General features: G+C 73.9%; 9 protein-coding genes. 4 read left to right on the plus strand and 5 right to left on the minus strand.

The genetic code is table 11. From position 1 onward, the window contains the following. Positions 1 to 13: 13 nt before the first annotated feature. On the minus strand, positions 14 to 685 hold the full coding sequence (locus tag PS271_RS25645) for a hypothetical protein (protein ID WP_398384983.1): 672 nt from the start codon (positions 683 to 685) through the stop codon (positions 14 to 16). 228 nt (positions 686 to 913) lie between these two features. Between PS271_RS25645 and PS271_RS25650 the strand changes: the two genes are divergently transcribed. After that, positions 914 to 2935 carry an oxidoreductase gene (locus tag PS271_RS25650; protein WP_398384985.1) on the plus strand — a complete coding sequence of 674 codons (2022 nt, stop codon included), beginning with the start codon at positions 914 to 916 and terminating at the stop codon, positions 2933 to 2935. Positions 2936 to 2991: 56 nt separating this feature from the next. Then, positions 2992 to 3537, plus strand: a complete 546-nt coding sequence (locus PS271_RS25655) for a PadR family transcriptional regulator (protein WP_398384987.1) — start codon at positions 2992 to 2994, stop codon at positions 3535 to 3537. On the opposite strand, the gene PS271_RS25660 is transcribed toward PS271_RS25655, so the two are convergent. Genes PS271_RS25660 through PS271_RS25675 form a run of 4 tightly spaced genes read right to left on the minus strand, consistent with a single transcriptional unit; the run spans position 3488 to position 13881 of the window. Further along, entirely contained in the window at positions 3488 to 4474 is a 987-nt protein-coding gene (locus tag PS271_RS25660) for a DUF6114 domain-containing protein (RefSeq protein WP_495656761.1), read from the minus strand. The genes PS271_RS25655 and PS271_RS25660 overlap by 50 nt on opposite strands. Further along, entirely contained in the window at positions 4465 to 5064 is a 600-nt protein-coding gene (locus PS271_RS25665; RefSeq protein ID WP_398384989.1) for a DUF6230 family protein, read from the minus strand. Before PS271_RS25665 ends, PS271_RS25660 begins: the two co-directional genes overlap by 10 nt. 13 nt (positions 5065 to 5077) lie before the next feature. Next, the gene (locus tag PS271_RS25670; protein ID WP_398384991.1) at positions 5078 to 6211 is read right to left on the minus strand and encodes an SDR family oxidoreductase; all 1134 of its coding nucleotides are present in this window, start codon (positions 6209 to 6211) and stop codon (positions 5078 to 5080) included. Beyond that, positions 6208 to 13881 carry an SDR family NAD(P)-dependent oxidoreductase gene (locus tag PS271_RS25675; RefSeq protein WP_398384993.1) on the minus strand — a complete coding sequence of 2558 codons (7674 nt, stop codon included), beginning with the start codon at positions 13879 to 13881 and terminating at the stop codon, positions 6208 to 6210. The genes PS271_RS25670 and PS271_RS25675 overlap by 4 nt, the downstream gene beginning before the upstream one ends. Positions 13882 to 14117: 236 nt before the next feature. Between PS271_RS25675 and panD the strand changes: the two genes are divergently transcribed. Then, a complete protein-coding gene (gene panD / locus PS271_RS25680; RefSeq protein WP_398384994.1) occupies positions 14118 to 14489 on the plus strand; it encodes an aspartate 1-decarboxylase in 372 nt (123 codons plus the stop codon). A gap of 138 nt (positions 14490 to 14627) precedes the next feature. Next, complete coding sequence (locus tag PS271_RS25685) at positions 14628 to 15812, plus strand: L,D-transpeptidase (RefSeq protein WP_398384996.1); 1185 nt, start codon at positions 14628 to 14630, stop codon at positions 15810 to 15812. The last annotated feature ends 100 nt before the right edge of the window (positions 15813 to 15912 follow it).

The following is a 15912-nucleotide window of genomic DNA, read 5'->3' on the forward strand; positions in this document are numbered from 1 at the left end:
ACGGGGCGGCGCTTCAGCGCTGGGCGACGAACGCCCGGCCCGACTTGCTGCCGGCGGAGCAGGACGCCTTCTCCTCCGCGGTCATCTTGCGGGACTTGACGACCACCGCGTTGCTCTTGCCGTCCGTGCCGTTGGCGGCCGGGCCGGTGATGGTGTCCGGCACGTACCAGTAGTAGTGGCCCCACTTCGGGCTGTCGTAGTGGGTCTGCCACGTGCCCGAGACGGTCTGCATGACCTGGGCGCGGGAGATCCAGCCGACCTCGCCGGGCTTCACCGTCATGTTCAGCGAGCTGTTCTCTTCGTGGTTGCTCGACCAGGTGTGGCCGTAGTTCGCGGTGACGCTGACGTCCACGATGCCCGCGATCTTGCCGCCGGCCGTGACGGAGACGCCGACGGAGTCCGTCGACCCCACCGAGTCGGACCAGCCCATCGACTGCGTGGCGTCCGAGCTGCTGCAGTTGTAGAGCGAGTCGGACACCTGGCGGAACTCGCCGAGGAACGCCTTGCCGAGCACGGGGTCGTTGAAGCTGCACTTCCCCTCGCCGGACGAGCAGTCGGCTATGAGCTGCTTGCGCGTGGGCTGGTCGTCGGCGGCGGCCGGGGCGGCCATGGCCGCCATCAGCCCGAGCGCGGCTGCCGAAAGCGCCGCCAGTCTGGCGCCGTTGCGCATGACCTGCTTGTTCAACGTGATCTCCTGCCTCTCAACTCACGTGAGGGAATGGCTGGTTCCCTGCATCGGAACCAGCGATTCCGGGGGGTGATCTTGAGGCTCGTGCATGGATTGAGTCAAAAACACCAAGGATTGGCAAAGTTGTAGTTGATCTTGAAATGGTGCAGAACCTTATGCAACTGGTTGCAAAAAGACCCCGGGGGCTCTAGAACTGGTACGACCGCACCGTGAGAAAGGCCCCCGATGAGCCCGTATCCGCACCTCATGAGCCCCCTCGACCTCGGGTTCACCACCCTCCCCAATCGCGTGATCATGGGCTCGATGCACGTCGGGCTGGAGGAGGCCGAGCACGGCTTCGCGCGGATGGCCGCCTTCTACGCCGAGCGCGCCCGCGGCGGCGCCGGGCTGATCGTCACCGGCGGCATCGCCCCCAACGACCGGGGGCGCCCCTGGGAGGGCGGCGCCAAGCTGACCACCGCGGCCGAGGCCGAGGAGCACAAGGCCGTGACCGCCGCCGTCCACCGCGAAGGCGGCCGGATAGCCCTGCAGATCCTCCACTTCGGCCGCTACGCCCACCACGCGGGCCTCGTCGCCCCCAGCGCGATCCAGGCGCCCATCAGCCCGTACGTCCCGCACGCCCTCACCGGTGACGAGGTCGAGGAGACCATCGAGGACTTCGTGCGGACCGCGGAGCTCGCCCGGGACGCCGGCTACGACGGCGTCGAGATCATGGGCTCCGAGGGCTATCTGATCAACGAGTTCACCGCCGCCGCGACCAACCACCGCACCGACCGCTGGGGCGGCACGTACGAGAACCGGATCCGCCTCCCCCTGGAGATCGTCCGCCGCACCCGCGAGCGCCTCGGCCCGGACTTCATCCTGATCTACCGGCTGTCGATGCTCGACCTCGTGCCCGGCGGCTCCTCCCTGGCCGAGGTGACCACCCTCGCCAAGGGGATCGAGGCCGCAGGCGCCACGATCATCAACACCGGCATCGGCTGGCACGAGGCCCGGATCCCGACCATCGCCACGTCCGTGCCGCGCGGCGCGTACGCCTGGGTGACGAAGAAGCTCATGGGCTCCGTGACCATCCCCCTGGTCACCACCAACCGCATCAACACCCCCGAGCTCGCCGAGAAGCTGCTCGCCGAGGGCCACGCCGACCTGGTGTCCCTGGCCCGGCCCTTCCTCGCCGACCCCGACTTCGTCGCCAAGGCGCGCTCCGGCCGGGCGGACGAGATCAACACCTGCATCGGCTGCAACCAGGCCTGCCTCGACCACACCTTCAGCGGCAGGATCACGTCCTGCCTGGTCAACCCGCGCGCCTGCCACGAGACCGAGCTCGTCCTCGCCCCCACGCGCCGCCGCAAGCGCATCGGCGTCGTCGGCGCGGGCCCTGCCGGCCTCGCCTTCGCGGTCTCCGCCGCCGAGCGCGGCCACGCCGTCACGCTGTACGACGCGGCCGCCGAGATCGGCGGACAGCTCAACATCGCCAAGCGGGTCCCGGGCAAGGAGGAGTTCGAGGAGACCCTGCGCTACTACCGCACGCAGCTGTCTCTCCACGGCGTCGACGTCCGCCTGTCCACCCCCGTGACCGCCACGGACCTCACGGCCGCCGCGTACGACGAGATCGTCCTCGCCACCGGCGTCACCCCGCGCACCCCGGACATCCCCGGCACGGACCACCCCAGCGTGCTCGGCTACCTCGACGTCCTGCGCGACGGAGCCGAAGCCGGCGAACGCGTGGCCGTCGTCGGCGCGGGCGGCATCGGCTTCGACGTCGCCGCGTACCTCACCGACAGCGGCGACGGCGCGAGCCTCGATGCGGAGACGTACTTCCGCCGCTGGGGCGTCGACACCGGCTACCGCACGCCCGGCGGCCTCGGCGAGGCCCGCCGCCCCGCCCCGCCGCGCACCGTGCACCTCCTCCAGCGCAAGGCCACCAAGGTCGGGGCCGGCCTCGGCAAGACCACCGGCTGGATCCACCGCACCGAGCTCAAGCACCGCGGCGTCACCATGACCGCGGGCGTCACCTACGACCGCATCGACGACGAGGGCCTGCACATCACCGCCGGCGGCACGCGCACCGTCCTGCCCGTCGACACGGTCGTGCTCTGCACCGGCCAGGAGCCGCGCCGCGAGCTGTACGAGGAGCTGCGCGCGGCCGGGCACTCCGTCCACGTCATCGGCGGCGCCGACGTCGCCGCCGAACTCGACGCCAAGCGCGCCGTACGCCAGGGAACGGAGCTCGCCGCGGAGATCTGACGCACGGGCCCCCGAGCGACCGTCCGGCGTGCCCGCCCGGTCCTTAGGATGCGGGCATGTCCCTCCCGCACGCGATCCTCACCGCCCTCCTCGAAAAGCCCTCCTCCGGACTGGAGCTGGCCCGCCGCTTCGACAAGTCGATCGGCTACTTCTGGTCCGCCACGCACCAGCAGATCTACCGGGAGCTGGGCAGGCTCGAAAAGGCGGGACTGATCCGCGCCCTGCCCACCGCCCCCGCGCGCGGGCAGAAGAAGGAGTACGAGGTCCTGCCCGGCGGCCGGGCCGCGCTCAGCGCGTGGGTGGCCGAGGCCGGCGACCCCCGGCCCGTCCGCGACCCCCTGCTGCTGCGCATGCGCGCCGCGGCCGTCGTGGGCACGGACGGCCTGGCGGAGGAGCTCCGGCGCCACCTGGACCTGCACCGGCGCCAGCTGGCGGAGTACCGGGCGATCGAGGAGCGCGACTTCCCGCCGGAGCGCGACAGCGAGGAGGACCGGCTGCGCCACGCGGTGCTGCGCGGCGGCATCGGGCTGGAGACGTTCTGGACGGAGTGGCTCACCGAGGCGCTCGCGGCGGTGGGGGAGCAGGGGAACGGCCGGGCCTGAGGGCCAGGCCGTCGGCGCCGATGGTGCCGCTCGCCACCAGGGCCTGCTCCGCCGTGACGTCCGTCATGAAGACGAACGGCGGCGCCACCGGCGGCACGGGCAGCCGGTCCGGGGTGAAGGTGAGGCAGAGGATGCCCTGGACGCAGCCGGTGAGGCGGGTGAGGTACAGCGTCACCCGCCCGCCGAGCCGCAGCTCGTCGGCGTCCAGGGCCAGTTCGGCGCCGCCGCCGTCCCGCGTCCGCAGCCGGTAGTCGTGCAGGGACGCCGCCCGCATGCTCAGCACCATCGCCCTGCGCGGGCCGTCCGCGGTCGGCACCTCGGTGACGCGGGCGAGCGTGAAGCCGTCCGGGGTGAACCGGGTCGTGGTCACGGTCGGCGGCGTGCGCGGCACGGTCACGGAGCCCGGACCGGGGGCCGGCGGGGGAGAGCCGGGCGCGGGGACGGCGGTCGCGGCGAGGAGCACGAAGGGCAGCGCGACCGCCAGCGTCTTGTGCGGCGGGTGCGCGGCCACGCCCGGGTCCGGTAGGTGCGGGGGCTCCTGAGCGGGCTGCTCAGAGGCTGCCGCCGGAGGTCGCTCAGGGCTCCACGCGAACCCCATCGCGCCGCCGGCGATTCCCAGCAGCATGCCGGCGAGGAATCCGCCCAGGTTCGTCACCGCGAAGGACAGCACCGACAGGATCACCGCGTGCATCCCGACGTAGTGCCGGGTGTGCGGCAGGAACCACAGGAACAGGCCCGCCGCGATCAGCGCGGCCCCGATGCCGAGGGCGGCGACGCCCCCGAGCCCCAGGCCGACCAGGACCGACACGGGTGCCAGCGGCACGGCGGCGATCTCGGCGCCGGCGAGGACGAGCAGGGCGCCGGCCCAGAACGGCCGCCTCCGCCGCCAGGCCGCGAACCGGGTCCGCCGCCGGGGCGGCCGCCGGGTCAGAAACACGCCTTGCCGTTCAGCTTCACGTTCAGTGCCAGTCCCTTGAGCTTGAAGTCGCCGCCGGTGGCCGACCGGGCGTGCGACCGCACCCGGGACACCGAGACCTCCGCGGCTTGCAGCCCGAACTGCCCGGCCTCGCCCTGGACACCGGGCACGGCGTCCAGCGTGGAGGCGTCCCGGCCGATCTGGACCCGGCCGAAGGTCGCGTCCCCGACCAGGTCCTCACTGTCGAGGACGAGGTTGCTCGCCCGCACCTCCCCGGCCCCGCCGCCCGCCGTCAGCTTGAACACGACCGTGCCCAGCGGCGTGGCGACCTGCGCGGACTGGCAGATGTCCGAGAGCGTCGCGTCGCCGAGCCCGAGCAGGGCGACCGGGTGGCCCGTGCCGTCGGCGGACCGGTCGACGTGGACGTACGAGGCGAGGCCCTTGCTCGACAGCGCGCCCGACGACACCTGGAACGCCGACCCCGACACGGCGAACGACGACGCCAGCACGCCCTCCGCCATCCCGACCGCCATCGCGGCGACCGCCGCGAGCGCCGGGACGGCGACGGCGGCGGCCTTCTTCCACGATGTCCTGCCCTCGGGTGGCTTCACGGCGGTACCTCTCTCAACTTGCTCGATGAATAGGGAAGTTCATGGCCGTCCTCAGGTAGGCGAGATCGACGGGGGCGGGCCCGGCCAGGCCGGGCAGGACCTCGTGCAGCGGCGTGTGACCGTCGGCGCGGCTGCGCCAGTCCCGCTGGAGGAAGTTCGCCAGCATCGGGTTGATCTGCTGCTCGATGAGGTTGGGGCGGTCGACCGCGGCTTGCAGCACCAGTTCGACGCCGGGGACGAGTTCGTTCACCGCGGCGACCAGCAGTGGCGCGGGAGTCTCCACGGGATGGACCAGGTGGTACGTGGAGACGCCCGGTTGGTGCGGCAGTGCGGCGAGGCGCAGTGCGGCGTCGACGGCGTACTCGACCGGGACGACGTTCATGTGGGCCGCAGGGTCGCCCAGAAGGCGCAGGCGGACGCGGGGCAGCCCGAGACGCCGGTGCAGGATGCCGCGCCGCAGCAGCGGCGGGGCCTGGCCGATGAGCTCGGCCAGGCCGGTGCCGAGCGTCGAGAGGGGCTGCTGGGCGGCGTCCGGGGGCAGCGGCCGGTCGGTGGCCAGGAGGCTGGGCCGCAGGATCAGCGCGGGCCGCTGCCGGCTCGCGGCCCACTCCCGTACGACGGCCTCGGCCCGCCGCTTGGTCCTCTCGTAGCCGGTGACCGCTTCGAGGGCGGAGGGTGCGGGCACGGGCTGTCCGTTCGCGGACCCGGTGTCCGGGCCGGCCGCCACGTAGGCGGTGCTGACGTACAGCAGGGGTACGTGGGCGGGGGAGCGGTCGGCGAGTTCGGTGAGCCGGTGGGTGCCGCCGACGTTGACGGGGGTGAGGGTGTCCTCGGTGTCGATCAGCGAGAGGGCGGCCGCGCAGTGCCAGACCGCTTCGGTCTCCTCGGCGAGCCGGTCGTGGTCCACGGGCTTCAGGCCCAGTCCGGGTCTGGTGAGGTCGGCGGGCACGGCCGTCAGCCGCTCGCGCGCGTCGCCGAGTTCGCCGTCTCCGGCGCCGCAGGCGCGGAGCGCTGTCTCAAGCCGGGCGGCCAGGGGCTGTCCGGCGGCGTCGCGGCCGAGGGCGGCCACGGTCCGGCCGCCGGCCAGCAGGGCGCGCAGCAGCCGGGAGCCGAGGAAGCCCGTGGCGCCGGTGAGGACGACGGTCACGCCCCACCTGCCTTCCGGGCGCCGGGCCTGGCGAGGAGCCTGCCCGGGAGCCTGCCGGGCAGGGCGGGCATCCCCTCGGGCAGGGTGCCGGTGCGGGCCTGCCTGAGAAGGTGGGGCAGCACGGTCTCGGTGATGCCGTGGATGGAGCCGTCGGAGTGCAGCAGCTCCATGACCGGCACCTCCTGGTTGAGCTGCTTGCGGAACTTGGCGAGCATCTCCATGCCCATGAGCGAGTCCATGCCGAACTGCTGCAGCGGGCGGTGCCGGTCGACCTCCTCCGGCGGCATGTGCAGGGTGTCGGCGACCATGGACGTGATGAGGTCTTCGACGATGACGAAGGCCTCGTCGGGGCTCGCGGCGGCGAGCTGTTCGAGGAGGTCTTCCAGGTGCCAGGTGGTCCCCTCGACCGTGGTGGGCAGAAGGGCGGCGAAACGGGGACCGACCGTGGTCGGGGCGAGCACGGAGAGCCGGCCCCAGTCCAGGCGGGCGAACGCGGAACACTCCGCCCCCCGGCCGAGCAGACCCTCCAGAGCCGTCAGGGCGTCGCCCGGATCGAGGGGAGCGGCACCGCCGGCGCTCAGTACGGGGACCAGCTCGTTGCGGGCGACGTAGCCGACGCGGCCTACGGTGCCCCAGCCCACGGCCAGTCCGGGCCGGCCCGCCGCCCGCCGCGCCCGTACGAGCGCCTCCATGGCGAGGTTGGCCGCCACGTAGGCGGCCTGGTGCGGTACCCCGACCGCCGCGGCCATCGAGGAGTAGACGACGAAGTCCGCCCGGGGGCACAGCTCATCCAGAAGGAGCGCTCCCGTCCACTTCGGGGCGAGGACGGAGCGGAGCCGTTCGTCGGTGAGCTCCGTGAGCGCGTCGTCGTCGAGGTGCATGGCGGCGTGCACGACGCCCCGGACGGGACGGCCGTCCGCTTCGAGGTCCGCCACCAGCCCACGCACCGCCGCCGCGTCGCTGATGTCGGCGGCGTGCGCCCGTACGTCGGCGCCCTGTGCACGGAGCCCCGCCAGCAGCTCTCCGGCCTCGGGCGCCCCCTCGCCCCGGCGGCTGACGAGGTCCAGCCGGCGGGCCCCGCGCGCGGCCAGCCAACGCGCGGTCTCCGCACCGAAGCCGCCCAGGCCCCCGGTGACGAGCCAGGTCCCGTCGGCGGGGGGCCGCAGGGAACGGGGCGCGCGGTGGACGGGAACCGGCTCGTCGAACGTGATGACGATCTTGCCCATGTGCTTGGAGTGCTGGAGGAGGCGGAACGCCTCCTCGACGCGGTGGGCGGGATAGGCCATGTGGGGCAGGGGCAGGTAGTCGCCGGAGCGGATGCGGGCGAGGACCTCGTCGAACACCGCCTCGGCGCGCTCGGGCGCCGCCCAGATCAGGTTGGCGGCGTCCACGGTGAAGTGCGCGGCATTGCCCGCCAGCGCCTTCTGCAGCATGCGCTGGTTGCCGAGGATGTCGCGCTTGCCGAGCTCGACGAACCGGCCGCAGGGGGCGAGGAGTTCGCGGGTGCGGGCCGCCGCCTCGCCGCTGAGCGAGTTGAGCACGACGTCGACGCCCCGGCCGCCGGTGTGCTCGCGGATCGCGTCGGCGAAGGCGTGGGTGCGCGAGTCCAGCACCAGCTCGGCCCCGAGGACGAGCGCCAGGTCCCGCTTGGCCGGGCTGCCTGCCGTCGAGATGAGCCGCGCCCCGACGAGGTCGGCGTACTGGGCCGCGGCCAGGCCGACGCCTCCGGTAGCGCCGTGGACGAGGAGCGTCTCGCCCGGCCGGAGGCGCGCGAGGTGCCCGAGACCGTGGTGGACGGTGAAGAACACCGCCGGGAGGGTCGCCGCCTCCGCGAAGGTCATGCCGTCGGGGACCGGGCGCAGTGCGGCGGCCGGGACCCGCACGTGGGAGGCGAAGGCCCCCGGGAACAGGCCGAACACGCGGTCGCCCACGGCCGGTTCCGCGACGCCTTCGCCCACCGCGGCGACGACCCCGGCTCCCTCCAGACCCAGGTAGTCCTCCGAGGAGACGCCTTCCTCGGCCACGGGCGGCAGCAGCCCCGTCGCGACCATCACGTCGCGGTAGTTGAGCGCGGCGGCGCGCACCGCGACCACCACGTCGCCCGGCCCGGGATCCGCGACGGACGTCTCGGCCCACCGCAGCCCGAAGGCCAGCCCCTGGTCCTGCACCTGCAGCCGGTAGCGGATCCCGCCGCCCGGCCGGGCCGGCTCCGTGACCGGTGCGGCGCGCTCGAAGCGGTGGATGAACCGGCCGCCCCTGGTCAGGGCGACCTCGTCCTCCTCCTGCTCGCCCTCGGGCGCGGCGGCGAGGAGCTCGCGGGCCAGCCGTGCCGCGTCTTCGGCCGGGTCGGTCCCGCGATCGAGGGAGATGCGCCGCGCCGGCGTCGTCGCGGATTCGTTGGCCAGCGTACGGGCCGTGCCCCAGGCGGCGGCCTGGCCGGGGAAGGCGGGCCTCTCCGGCGCGGGCAGGGCGCCGCTGGGGTGGGTGACCAGGACGAAGGGGTGGTTCGCCGAGCCCTCCAGCGCCCGCTCGGCCAGGGCCAGGTCCCGCAGCGCGGCGGCCCGGCGCACGGCCGTCTCCGTGCCGGCGGCGGGGTCGCCCTCGGCGGCCCGGTCCGGGGCGGAGCTCAGCAGGAGGACCACTGTTGCGGACGGCGCCTGCCCGAGGACGTCCTGCCACGCCCCGGCGCTCTCCGGCAGCGGCACGACCGGCGCCGCCGCACAGCCCGCGGCGGCCAGCTCCGCGGCCACCTGCTCGCCCAGGGCCCGTTCCGCGTCGTCCTCGGTGACGAGGAGCCAGGACTCCCGGGCGGGCGGCCCGGTGGTGACGGCGGGCGGCACGCCGTTCCCCGCCGGGGTGCGGGCGAGGAGGACGGAGAAGTGCTCGTTCGCGGGTGCGCTCGCGGCTCCCGTCTGCACCACGTCCTGGAAGCCGCTGTCGGCCAGCAGGCCCGGCCACTGCTCGCGGGGCAGCACGATGTGCTCGGCTCGCAGCTCCGGATCGCGCGTCTCCCAGAATTCCTCCAGGGGGGCGAACAGCAGTGCCACGACCTCCGGGTCGTGCAGCTCCAGCGCCAGCAGGTGGCCGCCCGGGGCGGTCAGCCGCGCGAGCCGCCGCAGCGCTGCCCGCAGGTCGGCGGCCGTGTGCAGGGAGAACCCGGCGACGACGACGTCGAAGGAGCCCGCCGCGAAGCCCTGTTCCTCCGGGTCGGTGTCCAGGTCGAGGACGCGGTAGGTCACGCAGGGGTGGTCGCCGAACCGCGCCTGGGCCGGAGGGAAGAAGGCGGCGGAGACGTCGCTGAACACGTACCCGGCGCGGTCGTCGAGCAGCGGGACGACGTGCGCGGCCAGCCCGCCGGTGCCCGCGCCCACCTCCAGGACGCGCAGCGGCCGGTCGGCGGGCCAGGCGCGGATCAGCGCGCCCAGCAGCTCGGCGGCCATGCGGTTGTGGAGCGCGCACGGAGGGTTGATGTCGTAGTAATGCTGGACCAGCTCCGGGCCGCTGTCCTGGAACAGCAGCTCCAGCGGGTCCAGCCGCCCGGTCAGGAGATCCGGCAGGCGGGTGGCGAAGCGCAGGTTGAGGACGCACCCGGGGAGGTAGTCGCTGAGTCCGGACAGTTCGCGCAAGCCGGGCACCTGCCCGGTGCCCAGCAACCGCCAGCCCTCGCCTTCCCGGGCCAGCAGTCCCTCCTTCTCCGCCGTGCGTGCCAGCAGCCCCACGAGCTTCTCGTGCCGCGGCAGCACCCCGGCGGCCAGGAGATCGCCGGACGTGAAGACGTCCTGTCCCGGGAGCAGTTCCGCGAAGGCCCGGGCCGCACCGGTCCCGGTGATCCGCTGCAGATAGGCATGGGCCTTCCTGTACTGCTCGTTCGGCGGCGACGTCCGGAGCCGCTCCAGCGCCTCCTCCGCCGCCGCGGCCACCTCGCCCGGTGACGGCGGCACCCACGCCGGCACCGGCTGCCCGGGCAGCGGCGCGGCGCGCAGCACCGAGACGTACTCCTCGCCGCGGTCCCCGGCCGGCAGGGTCACCCGCTGCAGGCGGCAGCCGGTCAGCTCCAGCGCCACCGCGCCGTCCTCGCCCGCGACCGTGATGTCCCACACGGCCTCGCGCGAGCTGCGCGAGCGCTGCCGCACGTGCACCAGCCCGTCCGCGGGCGCCGGCGCCCACATGCGGACCCCGTCGACCGCCGACGGCAGGAAGCCGGTCTCCGCGTCCGCCAGCAGCGGCGCCCCGGCCTGAAGGGCCCCGTCGAGCAGCGCGGGATGGACCACGTACCCGCCGTAGCCGTCGTCCGGCGGGTCGCAGTGGTACGCGGCGAGCACCTCGCCGGGGCCGGTGCGGAGCTCGCGCAGCACCTGGAACACCGGGCCGTAGGCCAGGCCCGCCGCCGCGACCGCGGCGTAGTGCTCCTCGCCGGTGACGCGGCCGGACATCCGCTCGCGCACCTCCGCCAGGCCGACCGGCGCGGGCCGCGCGGCCGCCAGGCGCCGGACCCGGCCGCGGGCGTGCAGCCGCCAGCCGCCCGAGTCGCCGGTGCGGCTGGCGACGCGCACGATGCCGTCCTCGTCCGACAGCGACGTCTGCAGACGGACGTCCATCGCCGCGTCCCAGGTCAGCGGCAGGGCGCGGGTGATCTCCAGGTCGCCGAGCTCGGCCGGGCCGCCGAACGCCTCCCGCCCGGCGGCCAGGGCCAGTTCGACGAACCCCGTGGCCGGCATCACCACGGACCCGGCCACACGGTGGTCGGCCAGCCACGGCGTACGGGTGCGCTCGACGGGCGTGTGCCACGTCGGCTCCAGGACGGGGGCGCGCTCGCCGAGCAGGGGGTGCACCAGCACGCCGTCGCCGCTGGTCCGCAACCAGTGCTCCGGAGTGCCGTGCCAGTACGGCTCGCGCTGCCACGGGTAGGACGGCAGGTCCGTGACCTCGCCCGGCCGCGGGAACCAGCGGTCGGCGTGGCCCGTGCCGTTCAGGTCGTTCATGCCGTTCATGCCGGTCGTACCGTTCATGCGGCTCGTGCCGTACGCGCCGTTCACGCTTTCCGCGGCCAGCAGCCGCAGGGCGGCCCGGCGTACGGCCGCGCCGTCGCACAGCTCCCGGGTCACGGGGGAGACGACGGGGAACGCGCCGCCCGCGGTGTCGGAGGCGATACGGTTCAGCGCCCCGGCCAGGCTCGGCTGCGGGGCGATCTCCACCACCGCCGTGAGCCCCGCCCCGGCCGCCCGCCCCACCGCGTCCGCGAACCGCACCGGACGGCGGGCGTTGTGCCACCAGTAGGCGGCGTCCAGCTGCCCGGCGGTGACGAGCTCGCCCGTCACCGTGGAGTACATCGGCAGCCGCGGCGCGCGGGAGACGAGGCCGGCCAGGCCCGCCCGCAGCGGCTCCTCGACCGGGTCCATCGCGGCGCTGTGGAAGCCGTGGTCCACGGCGAGCTCGCGGAACGGCACCTCCCGGGCGGCCAGTTCCCGGCCCAGCTCCCGCAGCGCGGCCGGCTCCCCGGACACCGTCACGTCCCGGGCGCTGTTGACGGCGGCAATCTCCAGCCGCCCGCCGTACCCGGCGAGCGCCTCCGCCGCCTCCTGCTCGCTCAGCCCGGCCGCGGCCATCCGCCCCGTACCGGCCGTCGCGGCCTGCGCCCGGCTGCGCTCGGCGACCACGCGCGCCGCGGCCGGGAGGTCCAGCGCCCCGCAGACGTATGCCGCCGCGACCTCGCCGACACTGTGTCCCAGCACGGCGGCCGGGAAGGTCCCGTGCTCCTCCAGCAGGGCGACGAGCCCGAGTTGGAAGGCGAACAGCGCGGGCTGCGCGAACGCCGTGTCCGCCATCCGCTCGGCGCCGGCCGTCCCCCGCTCGCCGTCCGCGGCCGGCGCGTCCTCCAGGCCCGCATCCGCCCCTGCCGCCAGCAGCTTCGCCACCGACCAGCCCAGCAGCGGCTCCAGGTGCCGGTCCGCCTCCTCGACGGCCGTGCGGAACGCCGGCTCCTGCGCCATCAGGGCCGCCCCCATGCCCTCCCACTGCGTGCCGTTGCCGCAGAAGGCGAACACCATGCCGCCCCGCGCGGGCCGTTCGACGTGCGCGGAGGCGGCCGCCAGCGCGCTCTCGTCCGCCGCGAGGGCCGCGAGCTGCGCCGCCGCGTCCTGCGGCCCGGCGGCCAGGACGGCCGCGCGGTGCGGGTGCCGGGTCCGCCTGCGGGAGGCCGTCCAGCACACGTCGTAGAACTCGTGGTCGCCGACGTCGTTCAGCCGCTCCGCGACCGCGCGGGCCGTCTCCGCCAGCGCCTTGCGCGTGCGCGCGGACACCACGAGCGGCAGGGGCCCTTGCCGCCCGGCCGGCTCCGTGCGCTGCCGCGGCGGCGCCGCGCCCAGCACCACGTGCGCGTTCGCGCCGCCGAAGCCGAAGCTGTTCACCCCCACCACGCCGCCGTCGCCGCAGTCCGCCACGGGGCGCATGCTGCCGACCGGGCTGAGGTTCAGGCCGGCGAAGTCGATCTCCGGGTTGGCGGGCTCGCCGTGCAGCGAGGCCGGGATCCGGCCGTGCCGCAGCACCAGCATCCCCTTGAACAGGCCCGCCATGCCCGAAGCGGGCTCCGCGTGCCCCAGGTTGGTCTTCACCGACCCGATGGGCAGCGGCCCGTTCGCCCGCCGCAGGCCCAGCGCCGCGCCGACCGCCCGGCACTCCAGCGGGTCGCCCACGGGCGTGCCCGTGCCGTGCGCCTCGAAGTACAGCACCTGGTCGGGGGCGGTCCCGGCCCGCTCGTACACCTCGTGCAGCAGCCGCTGCTGCATCTCCGTGCTCGGCACGGTCATCCCCGAGGTGTTGCCGTCGCAGTTGGCGCCGCTCGCCGCGATGACCGCCTGCACGCGGTCCCCGTCCGCCAGCGCGTCGGAGAGCCGTTTCAGCACCACCATCCCGCCGCCCTCGGCCCGTACGTAGCCGTCGGCCCCGGCGGAGAACGTCGCGCAGCGCCCGCGCGGCGAGAGCATCAGGGCGCGCGAGAAGCCGATGAAGTGGTACGGGCTGAGGAGCAGGTTCGCGCCGCCCGCGAGGGCGACCCGGCTGCGGCCCGAGCGCAGCGTCTCGCACGCCTGGTGCACGGCGGTGAGCGACGAGGAGCAGGCGGTGTCCACGGCGATGCTGGGGCCGCGCAGGTCGAACGCGTAACTGAGCCGGTTGGCCGCGATCGACAGCGCGGAGCCGCTCATCGCGTACGGCGTGATCTCCTCCGTGCGGGCCATCTGCAGGCCGCCGTAGGACATGTCGCTGATGCCGACGAAGACGGCCGTGTCCGACCCGGCGAGGCCCGCCGTGTCGACGGCCGCGTCGTCCAGCGCCTCGGCCGCCATCTCCAGCAGCATCCGCTGCTGCGGGTCCATGTGCGTGGCCTCGCGCGGCGAGATGCCGAAGTACTCGGGGTCGAAGCCGGAGACGTCCCCGAGATAGCCGCCGGCCATCGTGTACGCCTTGCCGGGGCGCTCCACGTCGGGGTCCAGGAAGCGGGCCGCGTCCATCCGGCCGGCCGGCGGGCCCGCGCTGATCAGGTCTCTCTCCTCGGCGAGGGCCGTCCACAGGCCGCCGAGGCCGGTGATGCCGCCGGGGAGCCGGCAGGCCGTGCCCACGACGGCGACGGGTTCGTGTTCGTACGGGGCGGATGGCGGGGCGAAGGGCTCCATGGGTCAGGCATTTCCCGGGCGGGTGGGAATAGTGAACTACCCTTCCTCTTCACTCATTTGAGAGGTGGAGCGGCGCACCAAACCGGGGCAGCGGAGCAGCCCCGCCCGTCCGCCGCGCCCCGTGCGCCCGCTCCGGCAACCCGGGCGGCCCGCCCGCCGAGGGGCCCGTTGTAAGGTGCGGAGACAGCCCTTGACCTGCACGAGCGGGCAGGGAGCCGACACATCAGGAGTCACCTATGTACCGCACCATGCTCAAGTCCAAGATCCACCGCGCGACCGTCACCGGGGCCGACCTCAACTACATCGGCTCGCTGACCCTCGACCCCGTGCTGATGGAGCAGGCCGACCTGCTGCCCGGCGAGCAGGTCCACATCGTCGACGTCAACAACGGCTCCCGCCTGGAGACCTACGTCATCGAGGGCGAGCGCGGCTCCGGCGTGGTCTGCATCAACGGCGCCGCCGCCCGGCTCGTCGCCCCCGGCGACATCGTGATCATCATCGCCTACGCGTCGGTCGAGGACGCCGAGGCCCGCGCCCTCAAGCCGCGCGTGGTCTTCGTCGACGGCGAGAACAAGGCGGTCAGCGTCGGCGACGACCCGTCAGTCTGATCCTGCCCCCAGGGCGGAGTCCGGCCTTCCGGCTTCCGATGCACAAATGTTTCTTTTCTTCCTGCAACCGCGCACGCGTGTGGATCATCTGTACGGGCGAAGGAATAACGTGCAGAAAGCCAGAAAGGTCGTCTCACCGTGCACCTCGGACCGAGTCGTCGCTCCGCCCTGTGGGCATCCGCCGCTCTTGTGGGCTCGCTGGTGCTCAGCGCCTGTTCGGGGGGTTCGGGCGGGGCCAGTATCGACGCGGGGGCCGAGCCGAAGATCACCGTCACGCCCGGCGACGGCAAGGACGTGAAGTTCGGCTCCCCTATATCCGTGCGCGCCGAGGGTGGACGGCTGACGGAGGTCGAGGTCAAGGACACCAAGGGCGACAAGGTGCCCGGCAAGCTCGCCGAGGACGGCGCCACCTGGACCTCCGACGGCAAGGCCGGCCCGCAGACGACCTACACCGTGCGCTCCAAGGCGAAGGGCGGCAAGGACGGCAAGGGCAAGGAGGCCTCCGCGACCGCGACCTTCACCACGCAGGCGGCGGCCAGTGTCAACAAGCTCGCCAACACCCCCTCCAACGGGCAGACCGTGGGCACGGGCATGCCCGTCTCGATCCTCTTCGACCACCCCGTGGACAAGAGCAAGCGCGCCGAGATCGAGAAGTCCCTGACCGTCACCTCCGAGCCGAAGGTGGAGGGCGCCTGGGGCTGGGTGAAGGACTGGTCCGGCCAGGACCGCATCGACTGGCGGCCCAAGACCTACTGGCCCAGCGGCACCAAGGTCTCCGTCAAGGGCATGCTCGCCGGCGTCGACACCGGTGAGGGCGGCGTGTTCGCGCGCAACTACGACTTCGGCTTCACCATAGGCGCCGACCACAAGGCCGTCATCGACGTGCCCGCGCACACCCTCACCATGTACGAGGACGGCAAGGCCGTCGGCACCATCAAGGGCTCCGCCGGCTCCGCGGTGGACCCCACCCGCGGCGGCGTCCACACCGTCCGCAGCAAGAACGCCGACGAGGTCATGGACTCCGCCACCATCGGCCACGGCAACGAGTGGATGCTGGACGCGAAGTGGGTCACGCACCTCACCGCCTCCGGCACCTTCCTGCACTCCGCTCCGTGGAACAACTCCATCGGCGTGGAGAACAACAGCCACGGCTGCTTCGGCATGACCACCGCGGACGCCAAGCGGGCCTATGACTTCCTGCCCATCGGCTCCACCGTCGAGGTCAAGAACACCACCAGCACCAAGGTCACCGACCCCGGCAACGGCCTGGAGGTCTGGCAGGAGAACTGGGACCAGTGGCAGAAGCGCAGCGCCCTGAAGTGACGGACCGCCTTCCGTAACCGCGCCCCGTGAAGCCCTGCTGAGGGCTTCACGGGGCGCTCGGCTTGCGGACTAAGGCCCGTGTCCTATGCAGTGGGCTGCG

It is taken from the genome of Streptomyces sp. SCA2-17, from assembly GCF_044336695.1.